Raw genomic sequence first — 16,923 nt, 5'->3', positions numbered from 1 at the left:
GCGGCAATTCCCTCAAAAAGTTGCGGCCAGGCTTTGGGGGAAGCCTGGCCGCGCGCGAACCGGTCTGGGACGGGGAGGGGTGGGGATGTGACCGGGCCGCGTGACTCTTTCCTTGGGTGAACGATCAATCTCTCGCGCTGGCGGTCGAGACCGCCGGCTTGGTATCGCCCAGCGAGACCCAGACGTTGGGATCGCTCTGCGACTGGCGCTTGACGAAGCGGTAGCCGGTCTCCGTCCAGGCAAGGACGTTCTCGTTCTGATTGTCGAGAACGAACTCGCCCTTGTCGGTCTTCACCGTCAGCACCGCGTGACCTTCGCCCTTCTTGTCGCGCACGACGGTGATGAGCAGGGCCTCGCGCGGCCATCCGGCATCGATCAGCATCTTGCGCTTCAACAGCACGTAGTCTTCACAGTCGCCGTAACCGTCTGAGGGCAGCGACCACTTCTCGATCACGCCCCAGTGCTCCTGGTCGGTCAAAGGCTTCACGGTCTCGTTGACCCAGCGATTGACCTTGATGAGGTCGCGCCATGCAGCCTGCGACATCACGATATCGCGTGCCTGCGTCGGCCCGCCCTGGCACTGAGCGGCATTGTCCGCACAGAACTCGACCCAGCCGATCGGCGCACGCGTGGTGTCGCCGAGGCTCGCGTAGAGCAGGCGGCCTTCGCCGGCCTGCGCTGCCGCGCTAAATCCGAAGAGCATGGCAGCCAGCGCCAGCCCTTTCCCCTGTCCCCTGAAATCAAACATTGCGGCCCCCGTTTCTTGTTGGGACCACATTTCGCACGGAGCTTTTGAGTTGCCGCTAAGTCATCCAAGTCAAGTCGAGACGAATGCAAGTAAAACGCGCGTCGAATTCGAACTATACTTGAATCGAATTCTCATAAAGTTTGAAATGACTGCAATTGATTCAATTTTTATCTATTAACGCGGCATTTTTATCTATTAACGCGGCAAACGCTGCTGAAGCCGTCGTTTGCGCGCAGCTGCAACCCTTGCGTTAACCCGCGGGGGGCCGGTCGCAACGCACGAAAAAGGCGGCGTCCGCATCACGGAGGCCGCCTTCGAGGCTGGAAATGCAGTGGTTTTGGGGTCGTTGCGCTTTACCGGGCGGTAACGCTCTCTTCGAGTGTCTCGGCCGGCTGCTCGTGCATGAACTCCAGGGCGAAGCCGTCTTCGAGGTTTCGGACCACCCGGCCCTGGACCCGGCCGAGCAGAACCGTCGATTTCAGCGGCGGGCGGTTCTCCGCGGCGATCGCGGCGCCCGACAGCGACAGGTCGATGATGCGGCAGGTCATCTTGGTGCCATCCTCGAGCGTCAGCACCGCGATCGGGTTGCGCGGCACGATACGGTCGTGGCGGCGGTCTTCCGGCAGATTGAGGATGTCGCGGTTGGCGAGCCAGGTCAGTTGGGCCGCAAGCTTGTCGCGCTTCCGCGGTGTCGCACCGATCGTCATGGCGAAGCCATTGTCGATGATCCGGGTGATCTTGCCCTCGACGCGGCCGATATGGTCGAGATAGGCGACGACGCGGTCGCCGACATTGCCGATGCCGGGGGCCAGCAGTGCCAGCCCGCCCGGCGACATGTTGATCACCTGGCAGGGGAATTCGCGGCGGTCCGGCAGCATGTAACGGCCGAGCAGGTGCACTTTCACCCGCTGGAAACGCCGACGCTCCTCGGCGGCCGGAAGAAATTTTTTGTTCGCCAACGCCATTTCCAACACCCGACCCCCCGCCCGGGCGGAGTCCGGGACGACCCTAAGGTGCATAGGGTTAATGCCGCGTTAGGATCGGGCCCGCCGGACACGGACAGACACAATGCGCTGGAAAAGCCACATCAAGGGCGGGCAGGCCCGTCCGCGCACCCCAGCCGGGCTGAGCCGGTCAAGCCTCTCGCACCCGCCGCCGATAGAGAAGACACAGCCCTGCGAGCAGCACGGCGGCCGAGAGCCCGAGCGACCAGTGAATGCCGATCGCCGCGCCTGATAGTCCGACCGTGATGCCGCTGAAGGCGCGCATGCCGAGGCCGGCCATGTTGTAAAGGCCGACGACGCGGCCGCGGATGTCGGACGGTGCGTTCAGCTGCACCAGCGCCTGCGCCATGGTGTTGAACGACAGCTCGAAGAAGCCCGCGCAGAATAGCAGCACGATCGCGGCCGGATAGATCCGCACCAAAGCGAAGCCGAGCAGCGCCCCGCTCCAGCACATCGCCAGCATGATCGCGGTGCGCGGCGTGCCCTTGAGACGCCCCCAGGATTCCAGCGCGATGCCGGCGAGCAGCGCTCCGGCCGCGTCGGCCGCGAGCAGCATGCTGTAGGAGACGCCGGGATCGCCATGGCCGAGATCGCCGGCAAAGCCCGGCATCTGGGCATGATAGGCGTTGCCGATCATGAAGGAGGTGAGGCCGGCGAGCCACGTCATCGCTGACAGCACCGGCTGCGTGCCGATCGCGCGCATCGTCAGCACGATGTCGGCAAGGCCGCGCACCGCGAAGCGCCGCATGGCGATGCTCTTGTCGCGCATCGGCGCCCAGAACAGCCACAGCAGCATCGGCAGATAGAACAGCGTGTTGAAGATGATGCCGTGCGAGGTGCCGAGGCTGAGCATGATGATGCCGCCAACGGCAGGCCCGACCAGGATGCCGAGATAGCGTGCCATCGCGTTCAGCCGTACTGCGCTCGGCAGATCGGCGGGGCCGACGAGGTCGTAGAGCAGCAGCTGGTTCGGCGTCTGCCACAACACGCCGGCGCAGCCATGGATCACCAGCAGCAGCATCGCGTGCCACATCTGGATAGTATCGGTGAGAAAGAAGAAGCCCCAGCCGCTCGATGCCACGATGAACAGCACCATGCCGCACTGGATGATGCGTCGCGGATCGAACCGGTCCGCGAGCCCGCCGACCGCGACCGAGAACAATAGGAACGGCAGCCAGTGCGACAGCACCGCAAAGCCCGCCAGCGCCGGCGAATGGAATTTCTGGAACACCACCCAAGCTGATCAAATGCTCGATATTGTCGGCCATCATCGCCAGCACGTAAGCCGTGAACTGGAGACGGTAGGGCACGGACTTCATCGCCGCGAACGAGCCGGACGCGGCCAAGGGATTCTGGGGGAGGGGGTTCAAGCGAGCACCTTGGTGGACTGCTCGGGCCTTACACGGTCGCTGGCGAGCGCTCAAGACAATTGGGTGTGTGAGAGGGTTGCTCGGCCTCGTATGCAGCGCGATCACCAGCGCGCGGTCCGGGGACAAGTCACCTCGTGCCGCTCACGAGATTATCCTGTACAATTGCCTTCATGGAACAGAACAGCCTCTACGACCGCCCTGACCTCTACGATTTGATGGCGCCGCGAGAGCCGATCCTCGAACGCTTTTATGTCGAGATCGCAAGCGAACGCGGCGGCCGCGTGCTCGATCTCGCGTGCGGCAGCGGTCGCCTGACCATTCCGCTGGCGCAAGCCGGGCTTGAGGTGGTCGGAGGCGATTTGTCGCCGGAGATGCTCGATCGCGCGCGGAAGAACGCAAAGGCGCAGGCGGTCGAGCTCGATCTCATCCAGCTGGACATGCGCGATTTCGATCTCGGCGGGCGAACGTTCGACACCATCATCGTTGCCATGAACTCGATCCTCCACCTGCATAGCCTCGACGACTTGAAAGGCTTCTTCGGATCGGTCGGCAGACACCTATCGCCGAAGGGTCGGTTGGTGTTCGACGCCTTCCTGCCCAATATCGCCATACTCAACTCTGATCCCAACAAGCGCGAGTTGATCGGCGCGGTGGTCCACGACGGTCTTGGCGCGATCACTGTCGAGGAGACTGCGAGCTACGACCCGCTCACCCAGATCAGGCACGTTGATTGGTACTGGTCGAGCGAGACGGAGATGGACTTTTGGCAAGCCGCCTTGCCGATGCGCTGCATCTTCCCGCAGGAGATGCCGTTGCTCGTGGCCTCGGGCGGCCTGCGCGTCATCGCGCGCTTCGGTGATTTCGATCGCAGACCGCTGACTGCGGGAAGTATGCGACAGGTTTGCGTGTGCGGCCTTACGCCAGTGCCTTGACGTAGACCGCATAAGGCACGCCAGAGATATCCGGCGCCTCGCGCACTTTCTCGAATCCCATCCGCAGATACATCGGCAGAGCGACCGTCATGATCGGCGTCGTATGCAGTGCGATGATCGGCGACTGGTCGCGCTCGGCGCGGCGAACGCATTCTTCCGTGAGTTGCCGGCCAATGCCCTTGCCGCGCGCGAAGGGGTCGACCACCAGCATGCGGATGATCGGCCAGGCCGGATCGAAGAACGGCGGCTTTGGCTGCCGTGGGCCGATATAGGCCACGGCGCCGACGATCTCACCACCGTCTTCGGCGACGATGATCTCGCCCGTCCTGGAAAGCGCCGTTATCTTCGCGACATTGGCTGTAAACGTCGGCCAGTCGGAATAGTCCTGCTCGAATTGCGCGAAGGCGGCGAGAGCGACGCGCCTGACCGCTTCCGCATCCGCCGGCTGATAGTCACGCAGCATCGGCATTCTCCTCGATCATAGCCCGGATGGCGTGCAGCGCAATCCGGGGCCGCCGAGCCCGCATTCCGCTCTGCTGCATGCGGGCTACGAGACTCGCGCTTGGCACAACGGTGCATCTCACATACGTTTCGCCTCACGCCCGCACCAATCAATCATAACAGACGGGCAGCGAGGACACAGCCATGGAATCCATCCGCGTCTGCACCCACGCAGGACCGGGCTCGGAGCCTGTCATCCGCACCGTGCCGTGGCCGAAGGTCGGCCGCAAGGCGGCGCTGATCAAGGTCGGCGCCTGCGGGGTCTGCGGCACCGATTTGCATATTCTCAAGGGACATTGGCCGAAACCGCTGCCGTGGCCGTTCACGCTCGGCCACGAGCTCGGCGGTGTCATCGTCGAATGCGGCGACGAGTTCACCGAGGACTTCATGAGCAAGCCGCTGAAGGTCGGCTCGAAGGTGATGATCCCGCCGCTGATGCCCTGCGGCCGCTGCTATTACTGCATCCATTATCCGCAAGTCGCCAACAAGTGCCTGACGCCGGTCTATTACGGCCGCTATCTCGGCTTCGAGAAGGCGCCTCACATGTGGGGCGGCTGGGCCGAATATGTCTATGTCGATCTCGACATGCTGCCGGGCACCAAAATTTACAAGCTGCCCGACGACATGTCGCTGCGGCTGGGCGCGCTGTCCGAGCCGCTGACGTCCTGCATCCGCGCCTTCAATCGCGCGATCCGCGCCGGCGGTTTTTCCTGGGGCGATACCGTGGTGATCCAGGGCTCCGGCCCGATCGGCATTCTGGCGGTCGCAGCCGCGCAGGAGATGGGGGCAGGGCGCGTGATCTGCGTCGGCGCGCCGGAGCAGCCGCGGCTCAAGCTCGCCCGCGAATTCGGCGCGGAGGCGACCGTCAACATCGAGGAACTGAAGTCGCCGCAAGATCGCATCGCACGCGTGCGCGACATCGTCGGCGGCTTCGGCGCTGATCTCGTGATGGATTGCTCGGGACACCCCTCAGCCGGCCCCGAAGGCATCGAGATGCTGCGCGACGGCGGCACCTATGTCGAGATGGGCCAGTTCACCGACGCCGGCTCGATCGAGACCTCCTGGCACCGGATCTGCACCAAGGACCTCAACGTGCTGGGATCCTGGGGCTTCACCGGCAACGATCTGCCGCTCGGCGTCGACATGCTGTACCGGACGCGCGACAAGTATCCCTGGCTGAAGATGCAGACGATTTATCCGTTCACGGAAGCGGGCGTCGCGCAGGCGGTCCAGGACGCGATGGCGATGAAGACGGTGAAGTCGACCATCGTGCCGTGGCCGGAGCTGGTGGAGTAGGTCATGTTCCCCGTCAAGCGGGTGGCGCTTTGCGCCGACCGTTGGCGCCTTGCGGGGCTACGAGTCGGGGTTTGGAATGAATGACGAGATGACCAACGAACCGACCCTCGAACCGAACCAGCCCCGCTCGCCGTTCAGCGCCATCCGCGCGATCGACTACACCGTCATCTTCGTGCGCGACATGGCGGCGATGCGGCGCTTCTACGAAGACGTGCTCGCCTTGTCCCTGCTGCGCGAGCTTTCGCCGAGCTGGATCGAGTACGGCCTCGGCAGCAACACGCTGGCGCTGGCACGGCCGAGCCGGACCGCCGCTGATGCGCCGACGCCGCCGGGCAGCGCTTCGCTGCAACTGGCCTTCAAGGTGTCGGCAACTGAGGTCGATGCGTGCGCCGACGAACTCGTGCGGCGGGGCGTGGCGCTGCTGTCGCCGCCGACCAACCAGTCCTTCGGCCATCGCACGCTGTTCTTCCGCGACCCCGATGGAAATTTGCTTGAGATCTATGCGGAGATCTGAACCGCCCAGAAAGTTCCATCGGGAATTCGCGAACTCTTCATGCTGCGGTGAAACTTAGGCCCAAGTTCCGGCTTTCAGTTCACGGGAGAGGTGCCGTGAAGCGAATTCTGAAACCCGTCACTTACGTCCTGGCCGCCGTCTACTTCCTTGTGGACGCGGTTTTCATGGCCGTGGCGCGGCCAATTTCGCGCTGGGTCGAGCGGCACCTCCAATTCGCGCGATTGCGGGCCTGGATCAGGTCGCTGCCGCCCTATCCTTCGCTCGCCTTGTTTTCCGTACCCGTGATCATTCTGGAGCCGATCAAGCCCCTGGCAGCCTACCTTGCCGCAACTGGCCAGGTCCTGAGCGGCGCAGCGACCTTCATCATCGGCGAGCTGCTCAAGCTCGTTCTGGTCGAGCGCCTGTTCCATCTCACGCGGGACAAGCTGATGCGGATTCCGGCATTCGCCTGGACCTATGGCAAGTTTGCCGACGTGAAGGCGTGGCTGCAGGCAACCGAAGCCTGGCGCGCCGTCCGCGCCTTGACCTTTGCAGCAAGAGACATTGTTGCGCGGGCGAGGTCGAAGCTGGTCGGCAGCTTCAGCAAGCTGGCGACCTCCAGGGATTAGACGCGCGCCAAGCAATTGCCGGCTGGCAAATCCTTGCGACCTTCAGGCGCGGTTCTCTGGCAGGCCATGCATCATAGGCATGGTGATTTCAGCGCACTTGGCGTAAAGAGCGCCCAGATCACATCCGGCGTGCGGCCGGGCCGTTTGCCGCGCACGCGAGCTCAGGTCCGCCGGTTCACCGTTTGCGCGCCTGAATTAACCAAGGTTCTCCATCCCGTGTCTTTTCCGGCCCTGACCCCGCCGCTCGCCCGCGCTTTGGGCGAGCGGAACTATGATTCCCCGACTCCCGTTCAGCTCGCCGTGCTCGCGGACGAGGCCTCTGGCCGCGACCTCCTGGTCTCGGCCCAGACCGGCTCCGGCAAGACCCTGGCTTATGGCCTTGCCATGGCCAGGGACCTGCTCGGTGACGCCGAGCGGTTCGCGCAGGCCGGCGCGCCGCTCGCGCTGATCGTGGCGCCGACCCGCGAACTTGCCTTGCAGGTTCAGCGCGAGCTTGCATGGCTCTACGGGCATACGGGCGGGCGGGTCGTCTCCTGTGTTGGCGGCATGGATCCGCGCCGCGAGCAGCGCGAACTGGCCGCCGGCGCCCATATCGTCGTCGGCACGCCCGGCCGCCTCTGCGATCATTTGCGCCGAAGCCGTCTCGACATCTCGGAATTGAAGGTGGTCGTGCTCGACGAAGCCGACGAGATGCTCAATCTCGGCTTTCGCGAGGACATGGAGTTCATCCTCGAGACCACGCCTGAGGCGCGCCGCACCCTGTTGTTCTCGGCGACGTTTCCGCGCGGCATCGTCGCACTGGCCAGGCAATATCAACGCGACGCGCTCCGGATAGAGGTCGCTGGCGACGAAGGCGGCCACGCCGATATCGAGTACCGCGCGATCCGGATCGCGCCCGCCGACGTCGAGCACGCGGTCGTCAACGTGCTGCGATTCCACGAGGCGCCGAGCGCGCTGGTGTTCTGCAGCACGCGCGATGCCGTGAGGCATTTGCAGGCGGCGCTGCTCGAGCGCGGCTTCTCCGTGGTCGCCCTGTCAGGCGAATTGACCCAGAACGAACGCACCATGGCGCTGCAGTCGCTCCGGGACGGACGCTCCCGCGTCTGCGTCGCGACCGACGTCGCCGCCCGCGGTATCGACCTGCCGAGCCTCGACCTCGTCATCCATGCCGATCTGCCCAATGACGCCGAAGTCATGCAGCACCGCTCGGGCCGAACCGGACGTGCGGGACGAAAGGGCACGAGCGTCCTCCTGGTGCCGCCGGCACGACGCCGGCGTGCGGAATTGCTGCTCAATCTCTCGGGCATCGAGGCCATCTGGGGTACGGCGCCGCAGGCGGAGGAGATCCGCAAGCTCGATCACGCGCGCATGAAGGATGTGTTGTTCACCGAGGAGACGACCGCCGACGATCTGGTGCTGGCGCAGGCGTTGCTGGCCGAGCGTTCGCCCGAGGATATCGCCGCCGCGTTGGCGCGGCTCTATCGGGCACGGCTGCCCTCGCCCGAGGACATCATCGATCCCGGCGAGCGCAGCGGCAAGCCGCGCGAAGATCGCGGTCGTGACAGGTTTGAAGGTGAAGGCGGCGGCGATCGCCCCGGCAAGCCACGAGCAAAATCCGGGAAGTCCTCGTCGAAACATCGCATGGCCGAGGGCAGCGTCTGGTTCCGCGCCGCCATCGGCCGGCGCAAGAACGCGGAGGCGCGCTGGCTGCTGCCGATGATCTGCCGCCGCGGCGGCATCGACAAGGGCGACATCGGCGCCATCAAGATCATGGACACCACCACCGAGTTCGAGATTTCCGAGCGGGTCGCGGACTCCTTCGCTGCCAAGATCAAGCGTCCGGACAAGGAAGACAGCATCCGCATCGAGCCGATGGCGGACGGGCCGCAGCGGCAGGCGGCTTCGCAGGAGCGGTCATATGCGCCTAGGCGCGAGGCCGCTGACGATGATCACCGTGAGCGTCAGAGCGATCGCGCGCGCGAGGCAGGTGCATTCAAGCCGCGCAGCACGTCTCACGGCGAGCGTGGCCCGAAATTCGGCGAGGCTGCTTCTTTCGGGAAGCAAAAGAAGCATAAGAGCAAACAGGGCCACGCGGAGCCTTCGGTCATGCCGTGGCCCGTGAAGGGCGCGCCGGGGAAGAAGAAGGCGAGGAAGAAACGGCGAGGTTGAGCGTCCGCCATTCAGGTCAGGCAGCAATGATGCCGCCGGATTGCACTGGCGACATCATCTACTGGCGACATCATCTGAAGAGAGAGGCGTGAGCTCAGCGGCCACCGCTGCCCCCACCACCACCACCGCCGCCACTGCCACCGGCATCACGCATCGCGGAGCTATAGCGAGGATCGGTCTGCTTCATGTAAGTCGGCGAGGTGTCGCGATGGGTGACGACGCGTCGTCCGCCTTGATTCGGCATCTCGATCAGGCTGCCACAGCCCTCGAACAAGGCGAACTCGCAGCCGTATGTGCGGTACTGCGCGGCGTTGACACTGGTCGCGATGAACGCGGTCGCCGCAACAAAGGCAATCAAAGCAACTTTCGGCAATGTGAGTTTCATGGAAAGTCTCCAGTCTCGGTTCGGCGAGACCAGAACGGCCCGCACGGTTCTTCGACGGAGGCTGGTTGAAACTGGTTCGAGCAGGTGGGTTCACGCCCGCGTGAGTCGTGAGCGGGGAGGGACGTCACGTTGCAGCGAGATCGCGCTGAGATCAATCCAGCTTCAGATATTCCAGCTGCATCGCCACGAAGTCGGCCGTGCGCGATCCGTAGCGCGCATCGATCGCACGTAGCGTTTCATCCAGCGCCTGTGCCGGCGGCGAGGTGCCGGCTCCCGGCAGCGCCTGCTGCGCAGGCCAATCGTCCGCGATCCGGTCCGGCAGGATGCCGAGGCCTCCGCGGCTCGTGCGCGCCTCTGCCGTGGCGGCGAAGGTGAGGGCGCGTGAGCGATAGGTCCGCGACCATGCATCGGCGACCAGCGCGAGCGAGACCTCGTCGACACCTGGCGTCAGCGCTATACCGAGCTGCTCGCGGTTCCAGAAGGCGAGCGTGTTCGCGATCGCCGTCAGCGCGAAGGGGCGCGTGAAGCTGAACGCGTCGCTGCGGTGGCGCGCATCCCACGCCGCAAGGCCGATGTCGCGGGCGACCGCCTCGGCCTTGGCCCGACCGGCAATGGCCTCGATCAAGGTGAGGGCCATCGGCATGGATGCGGTGATGCCGGTGGTCGTTACGACGCCCTGGTCGACGACCAGTCTGCGGTCCGCCGTATAGCGGACCGTCGAATGCTTCTGAAGGTCGCGCACCGAATACCAATGCGTCGTGGCTCTCTTGCCGTCGAGCAGCCCGGTGTTGGCAACGACCGTGGCGCCGACGCAGACGCCGATCACGATCGCGCCCTTGCCGGCCTGGCTCCTGATCCACTGCAGGACGATTGTGTCGTCGTCGCGGCTCATCGCGGGCACGATGACGTAGTCGGCGCCGTCGGGATGCGCGGCGTCGAACTCGGCGATGGTCGCATGGGGCTGCACCCTGAGTGCGGGATAGAGCGTGACCGGTCCCGGCTGCGTCGCCAGGGTGAGGACGTCGGCGACGTCCGCCCGCGCGAGGATGCCGTAGGGCATCAGATAGTCGGTGGTCTCGCTCATGTCGTTGATGCCGACGATGGCGATCAGAGGGCGCTGTCGCTTCGGCGGTTTCAGCGCGGCCAGCGTCGCCTCGGCTTCGTCTTTGGAGATCGCAGGCGCGGTTCCCGATGCCGGCGCGCCTGGCAGCAGGAGCAGCCACGTTCCGCCGATCGCCACCAGCAATGCCACGCTGCCAAGGAGGGTCCATGCCAGAATGCGCCAGCTCATGATGATGTCACCCGCTCGTCATCTCACGCGGCGCGGAAACTATCCGGTTGGGACGACTTCGGGAATGACGCAAATCCGGCAAAAACGGTCATGCCGCGCGCGACGATCCATCGCGCGATCGGCACCTGCGCAGGAGCTTTCGAAGTCTACCGCAGCCCCTCATACACCATCAGCCCGCGTGCGATCTGCAATTTGCGGATCGCGCGCGGCAGCAGTTTCTCCGGCTGATGCAGATAGCGCCAGGAGGTGAGGGTGAAGGCACCGAGCACGCCGCATTCGTCGTCGAACGGTGCGAGCACGCCGGTCACGCTGACAGGCGTATGCGGGCGGGCATTGAAGGGCAGCAGCAGCAGCTCGAGATGCGCCTTGCTGCCGTTTTCGCGTTGAGCCGTGACGCCGGCAATCGCACCCAAGGTCTCGTCGGCGACGATCGTGGTGATCTCCTCGATCTCGCCGCGGCTGGCTTGCGTGAATAGCGCCGCAAAGCTCCGGTCCTTGAGATCGCCCCCGGCGAGCGCACAGACGCGCGTGCCGGCGACGCGGAACGGGAAGCCGAGCTTCTGCTCGCAGGACAGCACGAAGATATCGCCGAGCAGGTCGCGGACGGCGGCCGGATCGATGTCGGCCCGATCGGGCGCCCGCGCTGCGCCGCGCTTGTTGTCCCAATACGCGAAGAACTCGCGGCTCGACGGATGTTTCATGACTGACGCTTATTCGGGGGCGCAACCTCCCGGGACAAACCTGTCCCGCTTCAGTGCACCCGCGATCCCTTTCGTTGTTGTGCAGGAGGGGATCTGCAGCGTCCATGCCGCTGGGGTGTTTTCAGCTCCTCGGCGGCTGTCTTTGCGTTGTTAACGTTAAATTAACTATGCGCTTTGCACCGCCAGCCTGCCTGCTAAGGTGATCGCGGTCGCAAGCTTCGCCGCTTTCTCCAGGTTCTCGGCGAGGCCTGTACACAGGGCGTCAAACAGTTTGGTCGCGGGCCGCGGGAGGGGTGGGGATACACCTTATTCCCGGGAAGGTACCGGAAGGCCGACAACACGGACAGGGAGGGCTTTTCCCAGGGCCCTCCCATTTCCTTTTGTGCACTTGCGCAAGGCCGGCAAAGGCGACTATCTCCAAGCACCGCTCCGATCGCGCTGAAAGCGAAGCTGCCTTGGATTCCCCGCAAGACTTTCCGCCGCAAGGTTTTCAAACGGACGTGCCGGCCGTCGTTGAGGAGGCTTCGCGCGAGCCGATCCTGACGTTGCCCGCGGCGCTGACCGGCTATATCGCCCTGCTGGCGCTGATCCATCTGCGGGTGCTGCTGCCGCCGGAGATCGAAAACTGGACCATCGACGTCTTCGGCTTCATCCCGAAGCGCTACGATTCCTCGCTGCTCAATCTGCAGATTCCGGGCGGGGCGGGTGCGAAGGTCTGGACCTTCGTCACCTATTCGCTGCTGCACGCCAATTTGACCCATCTCGGCTTTAACGTGCTGTGGCTGCTGCCGTTCGGCAGCGCGCTGGCGCGGCGCTTTGGCGCCATCAGGTTCTTCGTGTTCATGGCGGTGACGGCGGCGGCCGGCGCGCTCGCCCATCTCGTCACCCATGAGCATGCGGTGGCGCCGATGATCGGCGCGTCGGCCTCGGTGTCGGGAGCGATGGCGGCGGCGATCCGCTTCGCGTTCGCCCGCGGCAGCTTCCTATCGTTCAGCCGTTCGGACGCCGATACCGCCGCAAAGGTTCCAGCGCTGCCGCTGTCGCGCGCGTTGCGCGACGGACGGGTGGTCGGCTTCCTCAGCGTTTGGTTCGGCGTCAACATCATCTTCGGCGTTGGCGCAATTGGCATCGATGCTGAGACCACGAGCGTGGCCTGGCAGGCCCATATCGGCGGTTTCTTCGCGGGGCTGCTGCTGTTTGCGCTGTTCGATCCGGTGCCGCGCATGCGAAGCGATGCTGCGGATGCGTCATCACGGGACGTCTCAGACCGTATTTGAAGCGGCGCTTGCGGCGCGGCCCGAATTCATCCATCATTCCCGAGAAGAATGTTCCGAAGCTGCAAGCTGATCGAGCATGATCCGGAAAAGCGTAGCGGTTTTCCGGCGAGATCATGCTCAGACGGTAACAAGGCAATGCTTCGCAAGGCGCCCGAGCGTGAAACCGGCGCTGAAACTGTTAGTTGAAGACTCGCGAACAAGTTCCGGATCGCCAAAGGGCGGACGGCTCCGATTCAGGGAGGCGACAATGACGGTACGTTCCATTCTCAACACCAAGGGCCACCAGATCGTGAGCGTCGAGCCCGACGCCAAGCTGTCGGCCGCGATCAAGCTGCTCGGTGAGAAGAAGATCGGCGCGGTGCTGGTGATGAACCAGAGCCGGCTCGAAGGCATCCTGTCCGAGCGCGACATCGTGCGCGTGCTCGGCGAACGCGGCGCCGGCGTGCTGGAGGAGCCGGTCGCTCAGGTCATGACCCGCAAGGTGGTCACCTGCAAGGAGACCGACACAGTCGCCGAACTCATGGAGATAATGACCACAGGCAAGTTCCGCCATCTGCCCGTGATCGACAATGGCAAGGTGGTGGGCCTGATCTCGATCGGCGACATCGTCAAGCGCCGCGTCCAGGAATACGAGGCCGAGCAAGAAGCCCTGCGCGACTACATCAAGACGGCTTGAGCGGCTTTACTCGCTGATCTTGGGCGCCGCGCCTTCGGGCGGCGGCGCCAGCACGTGGATCGCTTCCTGAATGGAGTCCAACGCACGCTCGGCGGCGCGGGTGCCCAAGGCGATGAGGTCATCGGCACGGTGGAAGTCGAACCAGCCGAAATGGCCGACCCGCGGCGTGATCAGCATATCAGGTGGATCGCCGGCGAGGCGGGCGCGGGTGATGCGGTCCTGCATGATGTTGAAGGCGTCGACCATCACCGACGAAAGGCCGGGGCGGCTGCTGCTTGCGCCGAAAAACTCGCGCTTCACCGTTTTCTCAGGCGAGAAGAATCGCGGGAAGCGCCGTTTTGACGTTGTCTCCTCAGGCACGGGCACGACCGGTTCGGGCATCGCGCCGTGGGAATAGACCGTCGTCGAATAGGTGAAGATATCGCTGGAAAGATTTGCCGCGATAACGATTTCGGCGCCGAGCGCCCGTGCCGCCGAGACCGGTACCGGATTCACCAGCGCGCCGTCGACCAGCCAGCGGTCGCCGATCAGGACGGGAGAGAAGATGCCGGGCAGCGCATAGGAGGCGCGCATCGCGTCGACCACGCGCCCGCGCGTCAGCCAGATCTCGTGGCCGGTGCGGACCTCGGTGGCGACCGCCGCGAACTTGATCGGGAGATCCTCGATCAGGGTTCGGCCGCACGCTTCCTCGAGCCGGGTCGCCAGCTTCTCGCCGCCGATCAGGCCTGAGCCGTTGAGGCGGATGTCAAGATAGCCGAGGATGTTGCGCATGCCTTGCAGGCTGCGGCCCCATTCTTCCAGCGTATCGAGCTGGCCGGCCGCATAGAGGCCGCCGACCACCGCGCCGATCGAGGTGCCGACCACGACGTCGGGCGCGATGCCGTTGGCGAGCAGAGTCCGGATGATGCCGATATGGGCGAAGCCGCGCGCCGCACCGCCGCCGAGGGCAAGGCCGATGACCGGCCGGCGGATGCTGCCCAAGCCGACTTTCTCGCTATTCGAGCCGTTCGCGCCCCGACCCTTCAAGATGTCCAGCACTGAAAAACTCCCCTGGGCCAGGCCCGTATCACTAGACTAAGCACCGCACTGGCACTCCGCCAGAACCGGGGCAGAGCATGGTTTATGCCGCTTTGGGAAGGGCACAGGGCAGGAGTATGGCGATGGACGGTTGCTGCGAGACTAATCACGCAGGCGTCAACCGGGTTCCAAATGACCGTATTCCAGCGGGTTCCTGAGGCTTGAATTTGCCGCGTTTTCAGTGAAAAGCAGGGACATGACACGCGGGGGTGACGGCATCATCAGATGGCGGCGCAGCGATCGGCTGCTGCCGGCGCTGACCCTTGCGGCGTGCCTTGCGTCCTTCGGCCCGGTCTCCCTTGGCCAAAACGCGGCGCAAGCGCAGCTTTTCTCCGATCGTCCGCCGCCGGTGCCCCCTGCGTCGGTGCCGGATCCCGGCGGCGCCATCAATCTGGCACCGCCCTCGGGGGCAGGCGCCGGGCCGCTGAGCCTGCCGCCGACCCTGATGCAGCCGACTTCGCCCACCATGCCGCCGCCCGCGGTCACGACCGTGCCGCCGGCCGCGCCGCTGAATGCGGCCGTGCCCGGCCAGGGCGTGCTGTCGCTGACCGCGAAATACGGCAAGGATGCTCCGCCGATCACCAGCGGCCTGGTCTGGCGCGTATTTGCCGACCGTCCCGACGAGAACGGCACCTTCAAGCTGATCCGCGAGGACCGCAACGCCACGCCCAACATCGTGCTGCCGCCGGGCAATTACGTCGTGCACGTCGCCTTCGGCCTCGTCAGTGCGGTGCGCACCGTCAGCCTGAAAGCGGAGACCGACCGTGAATCCTTCGTGCTGCCGGCCGGGGGCTTGCGCATCGAGGGCCGCGTCGGCACCAGCCGCATTCCGCAGAACCAGATCTCGTTCGCGATCTACAAGGGCAGCCAGTTCGAATCCGGCGAGCGGGCTTCCCTGGTGCCGAACGTCGCCGCCGGCGACGTCGTGCTGATACCGGAGGGCACCTACTACATCGTCTCCAACTATGGCGATGCCAACTCTGTGGTGCGCTCCGACATCCGCGTCCAGGCCGGCAAGCTCACCGACGTCACCATCACCCACCGCGCTGCCGTGATCACGCTCAAGCTCGTCAGCGACAGGGGCGGGGAAGCGCTGGCCAACACCGCCTGGTCGGTGCTGACCCCGGGCGGCGACGTCATCAAGGAATCGATCGGCGCCTTCCCGCGCGTCGTGCTCTCCGAAGGCGAATACCGCGCCATCGCCAAGAACGAGGGCAAGGTCTACGAGCGCGGCTTCAACGTCGTGAACGGCGTCGACGGCGAAGTCGAGGTCGTCGCGCGGTGATGCTGGCGGCGATGCCCGCCGGTGGTGGTCTGGTCCGGATGCTGGGCTTCGCGCCTCGAAGATCCTCCGCTTCTCACATGGCGCACAAGCGCACCATCTTCCGTTACCTCTGCGATAGGTGAGCAGACGCTCACTGTTGCCGCTCCTGTGTTTTGAATCCATAGGCCTGCGCGGCCAAGCAGCGTCTCGAGGCGCGAAGCAACACCGCCATCAGCGCCTTATTCCCGAAGCGCGAGTTCACCGCACCGGTGGACGCTCAATTCCGATCATCAATTTTTATTCTCTTTCCATCCTGCTGGGTTATATGTCGCAGTCGGATGCGCAGATCATCGACGCCTGCGCCATCGGTAATGAGCAGGGGGCCCGGCCCGTCGGCATGTTCGAAGTGGTCCTAACAAGGCGCAAGCGGTTTGGCTGGCGATGGCAAGTGTGCGACCAGTCCGGCAAGATATTTGCGGACGGGTTCGAGCGCACGCGCCCGTCCGCCAAATATCAAGGCGAACGCGCGCTGTTCTTCCTGCTGTCGCAGGCCCATTTGAACGACCGCTCCGCCGCCTCGAGCGAGGACTAGCGGCACACCTGCGCTTTGCACTGAATTCGTAACCGGGTGAGCGGCTTGTCTGCACTAGCTCGGCGAGCGAAGTCGGAAGCGACACTCGGGATGCACGGCAAGATTCCCGGATCTCGCTTCGCTCATTCGGATTACGAGACCTTGCGTTGCCCGCCGGGCGAAACACCAAGCCGTGGGTCAACGTGCGCCATCCAAAATATTCCGCTTTACCGAAATTCGGAAATCGCGTATGTGTCGCCCAAGCAAGAGGGGCGTATCGCGATCGTCACGACACGCGGGCCGGGCGGCGGTGGACGCAGGTCACATCGGCGCGAAGGGCTTCGCAGGGCGGAGAGCCGTGAGCGAGGACCTCGCGCACTCGACCGGTGTGATCGGCGTACGGCGAAATCGTGTGGTCCTGGCGCCCGGGGTCTGTGCGCCAAGTCTTGCGGTGATGTGAGCGGCCCAACCGGACCGCGGCATCAGCCATCGGCAAGGCGACGGGGGCAATAGTGCATCGCTCCCCGGGGAGCAACTGT

Annotated in this window: 16 protein-coding genes and 1 pseudogene; 9 read left to right on the top strand and 8 right to left on the bottom strand. The window is 64.7% G+C overall.

Features of this window, described 5'->3' with window-relative positions; translation table 11 throughout:
- Positions 1–124 precede the first annotated feature (124 nt).
- From IVA96_RS29035 to IVA96_RS29025, 3 genes and pseudogenes are all read right to left on the bottom strand, one after another.
- Entirely contained in the window at positions 125–748 is a 624-nt protein-coding gene (locus tag IVA96_RS29035; RefSeq protein WP_247280055.1) for a transglutaminase-like cysteine peptidase, read from the bottom strand.
- 353 nt (positions 749–1,101) lie between these two features.
- A complete protein-coding gene (locus IVA96_RS29030) occupies positions 1,102–1,713 on the bottom strand; it encodes a PilZ domain-containing protein (protein WP_026312634.1) in 612 nt (203 codons plus the stop codon).
- Between the two features lie 169 nt (positions 1,714–1,882).
- A pseudogene (locus IVA96_RS29025) lies at positions 1,883–3,071 on the bottom strand (MFS transporter).
- Between the two features lie 221 nt (positions 3,072–3,292).
- Between IVA96_RS29025 and IVA96_RS29020 the strand changes: the two are divergent.
- Positions 3,293–4,054 (top strand): class I SAM-dependent methyltransferase, encoded by a 762-nt coding sequence (locus tag IVA96_RS29020; RefSeq protein WP_247280054.1) that lies wholly within the window; start codon positions 3,293–3,295, stop codon positions 4,052–4,054.
- On the opposite strand, the gene IVA96_RS29015 is transcribed toward IVA96_RS29020, so the two are convergent.
- Positions 4,038–4,517 carry a GNAT family N-acetyltransferase gene (locus IVA96_RS29015; protein ID WP_247280053.1) on the bottom strand — a complete coding sequence of 160 codons (480 nt, stop codon included), beginning with the start codon at positions 4,515–4,517 and terminating at the stop codon, positions 4,038–4,040. The genes IVA96_RS29020 and IVA96_RS29015 overlap by 17 nt on opposite strands.
- Positions 4,518–4,699: 182 nt before the next feature.
- On the opposite strand from IVA96_RS29015, the gene IVA96_RS29010 reads away from it, so the two are divergent.
- The 4 genes from IVA96_RS29010 (at position 4,700) to IVA96_RS28995 (ending at position 9,142) form a co-directional block, all read left to right on the top strand.
- Positions 4,700–5,851, top strand: a complete 1,152-nt coding sequence (locus tag IVA96_RS29010) for a zinc-binding dehydrogenase (protein WP_247280052.1) — start codon at positions 4,700–4,702, stop codon at positions 5,849–5,851.
- An 88-nt stretch (positions 5,852–5,939) separates the two neighbouring features.
- Positions 5,940–6,365, top strand: a complete 426-nt coding sequence (locus tag IVA96_RS29005; protein WP_247280051.1) for a VOC family protein — start codon at positions 5,940–5,942, stop codon at positions 6,363–6,365.
- Between the two features lie 95 nt (positions 6,366–6,460).
- Positions 6,461–6,973, top strand: coding sequence for a hypothetical protein (locus IVA96_RS29000; protein WP_247420724.1), 513 nt, complete (start codon positions 6,461–6,463; stop codon positions 6,971–6,973).
- A gap of 216 nt (positions 6,974–7,189) precedes the next feature.
- Positions 7,190–9,142 carry a DEAD/DEAH box helicase gene (locus IVA96_RS28995; RefSeq protein WP_247280049.1) on the top strand — a complete coding sequence of 651 codons (1,953 nt, stop codon included), beginning with the start codon at positions 7,190–7,192 and terminating at the stop codon, positions 9,140–9,142.
- 94 nt (positions 9,143–9,236) lie between these two features.
- On the opposite strand, the gene IVA96_RS28990 is transcribed toward IVA96_RS28995, so the two are convergent.
- From IVA96_RS28990 to IVA96_RS28980, 3 genes are all read right to left on the bottom strand, one after another.
- The gene (locus tag IVA96_RS28990; protein WP_247280048.1) at positions 9,237–9,527 is read right to left on the bottom strand and encodes a hypothetical protein; all 291 of its coding nucleotides are present in this window, start codon (positions 9,525–9,527) and stop codon (positions 9,237–9,239) included.
- Positions 9,528–9,678: 151 nt separating this feature from the next.
- Positions 9,679–10,818: a DJ-1/PfpI family protein gene (locus tag IVA96_RS28985; RefSeq protein WP_247420721.1), complete on the bottom strand. Its 1,140-nt coding sequence runs from the start codon at positions 10,816–10,818 to the stop codon at positions 9,679–9,681.
- 146 nt (positions 10,819–10,964) lie between these two features.
- Positions 10,965–11,519: a PAS domain-containing protein gene (locus IVA96_RS28980; RefSeq protein ID WP_247280046.1), complete on the bottom strand. Its 555-nt coding sequence runs from the start codon at positions 11,517–11,519 to the stop codon at positions 10,965–10,967.
- Between the two features lie 455 nt (positions 11,520–11,974).
- Here IVA96_RS28980 and IVA96_RS28975 point away from each other — a divergent pair, with 455 nt between their 5' ends.
- Positions 11,975–12,796: a rhomboid family intramembrane serine protease gene (locus tag IVA96_RS28975; RefSeq protein ID WP_247280045.1), complete on the top strand. Its 822-nt coding sequence runs from the start codon at positions 11,975–11,977 to the stop codon at positions 12,794–12,796.
- A gap of 247 nt (positions 12,797–13,043) precedes the next feature.
- Positions 13,044–13,472: a CBS domain-containing protein gene (locus IVA96_RS28970; RefSeq protein ID WP_247420719.1), complete on the top strand. Its 429-nt coding sequence runs from the start codon at positions 13,044–13,046 to the stop codon at positions 13,470–13,472.
- A 6-nt stretch (positions 13,473–13,478) separates the two neighbouring features.
- Here the strand turns inward: IVA96_RS28970 and IVA96_RS28965 are convergent, their stop codons facing one another.
- Positions 13,479–14,510, bottom strand: coding sequence for a patatin-like phospholipase family protein (locus tag IVA96_RS28965; RefSeq protein ID WP_247280043.1), 1,032 nt, complete (start codon positions 14,508–14,510; stop codon positions 13,479–13,481).
- Between the two features lie 235 nt (positions 14,511–14,745).
- On the opposite strand from IVA96_RS28965, the gene IVA96_RS28960 reads away from it, so the two are divergent.
- Both IVA96_RS28960 and IVA96_RS28955 read left to right on the top strand, forming a co-directional pair.
- Positions 14,746–15,834: a hypothetical protein gene (locus IVA96_RS28960; RefSeq protein WP_247280042.1), complete on the top strand. Its 1,089-nt coding sequence runs from the start codon at positions 14,746–14,748 to the stop codon at positions 15,832–15,834.
- A gap of 136 nt (positions 15,835–15,970) precedes the next feature.
- Positions 15,971–16,405, top strand: coding sequence for a hypothetical protein (locus IVA96_RS28955; RefSeq protein ID WP_247280041.1), 435 nt, complete (start codon positions 15,971–15,973; stop codon positions 16,403–16,405).
- Positions 16,406–16,923 lie beyond the last annotated feature (518 nt).

The sequence above is a fragment of the Bradyrhizobium sp. 159 genome (genome assembly GCF_023073795.1).
Taxonomy (GTDB): Bacteria; Pseudomonadota; Alphaproteobacteria; order Rhizobiales; family Xanthobacteraceae; genus Bradyrhizobium.
Note: the sequence above shows the minus strand (reverse complement) of the source record. Positions and strands in the feature narration are given on the sequence as shown.

Bases quoted from the DNA above. Each gene is read 5' to 3' on its own strand.
- IVA96_RS28970 (WP_247420719.1), top strand. From the start codon at position 13,044: ATGACGGTACGTTCCATTCTCAACACCAAGGGCCACCAGATCGTGAGC.
- IVA96_RS28960 (WP_247280042.1), top strand. From the start codon at position 14,746: ATGACACGCGGGGGTGACGGCATCATCAGATGGCGGCGCAGCGATCGG.
- IVA96_RS28980 (WP_247280046.1), bottom strand. From the start codon at position 11,519: ATGAAACATCCGTCGAGCCGCGAGTTCTTCGCGTATTGGGACAACAAG.
- IVA96_RS29005 (WP_247280051.1), top strand. From the start codon at position 5,940: ATGACCAACGAACCGACCCTCGAACCGAACCAGCCCCGCTCGCCGTTC.
- IVA96_RS29015 (WP_247280053.1), bottom strand. From the start codon at position 4,517: ATGCTGCGTGACTATCAGCCGGCGGATGCGGAAGCGGTCAGGCGCGTC.
- IVA96_RS28985 (WP_247420721.1), bottom strand. From the start codon at position 10,818: ATGAGCTGGCGCATTCTGGCATGGACCCTCCTTGGCAGCGTGGCATTG.
- IVA96_RS28990 (WP_247280048.1), bottom strand. From the start codon at position 9,527: ATGAAACTCACATTGCCGAAAGTTGCTTTGATTGCCTTTGTTGCGGCG.
- IVA96_RS29030 (WP_026312634.1), bottom strand. From the start codon at position 1,713: ATGGCGTTGGCGAACAAAAAATTTCTTCCGGCCGCCGAGGAGCGTCGG.
- IVA96_RS29010 (WP_247280052.1), top strand. From the start codon at position 4,700: ATGGAATCCATCCGCGTCTGCACCCACGCAGGACCGGGCTCGGAGCCT.
- IVA96_RS29020 (WP_247280054.1), top strand. From the start codon at position 3,293: ATGGAACAGAACAGCCTCTACGACCGCCCTGACCTCTACGATTTGATG.
- IVA96_RS29035 (WP_247280055.1), bottom strand. From the start codon at position 748: ATGTTTGATTTCAGGGGACAGGGGAAAGGGCTGGCGCTGGCTGCCATG.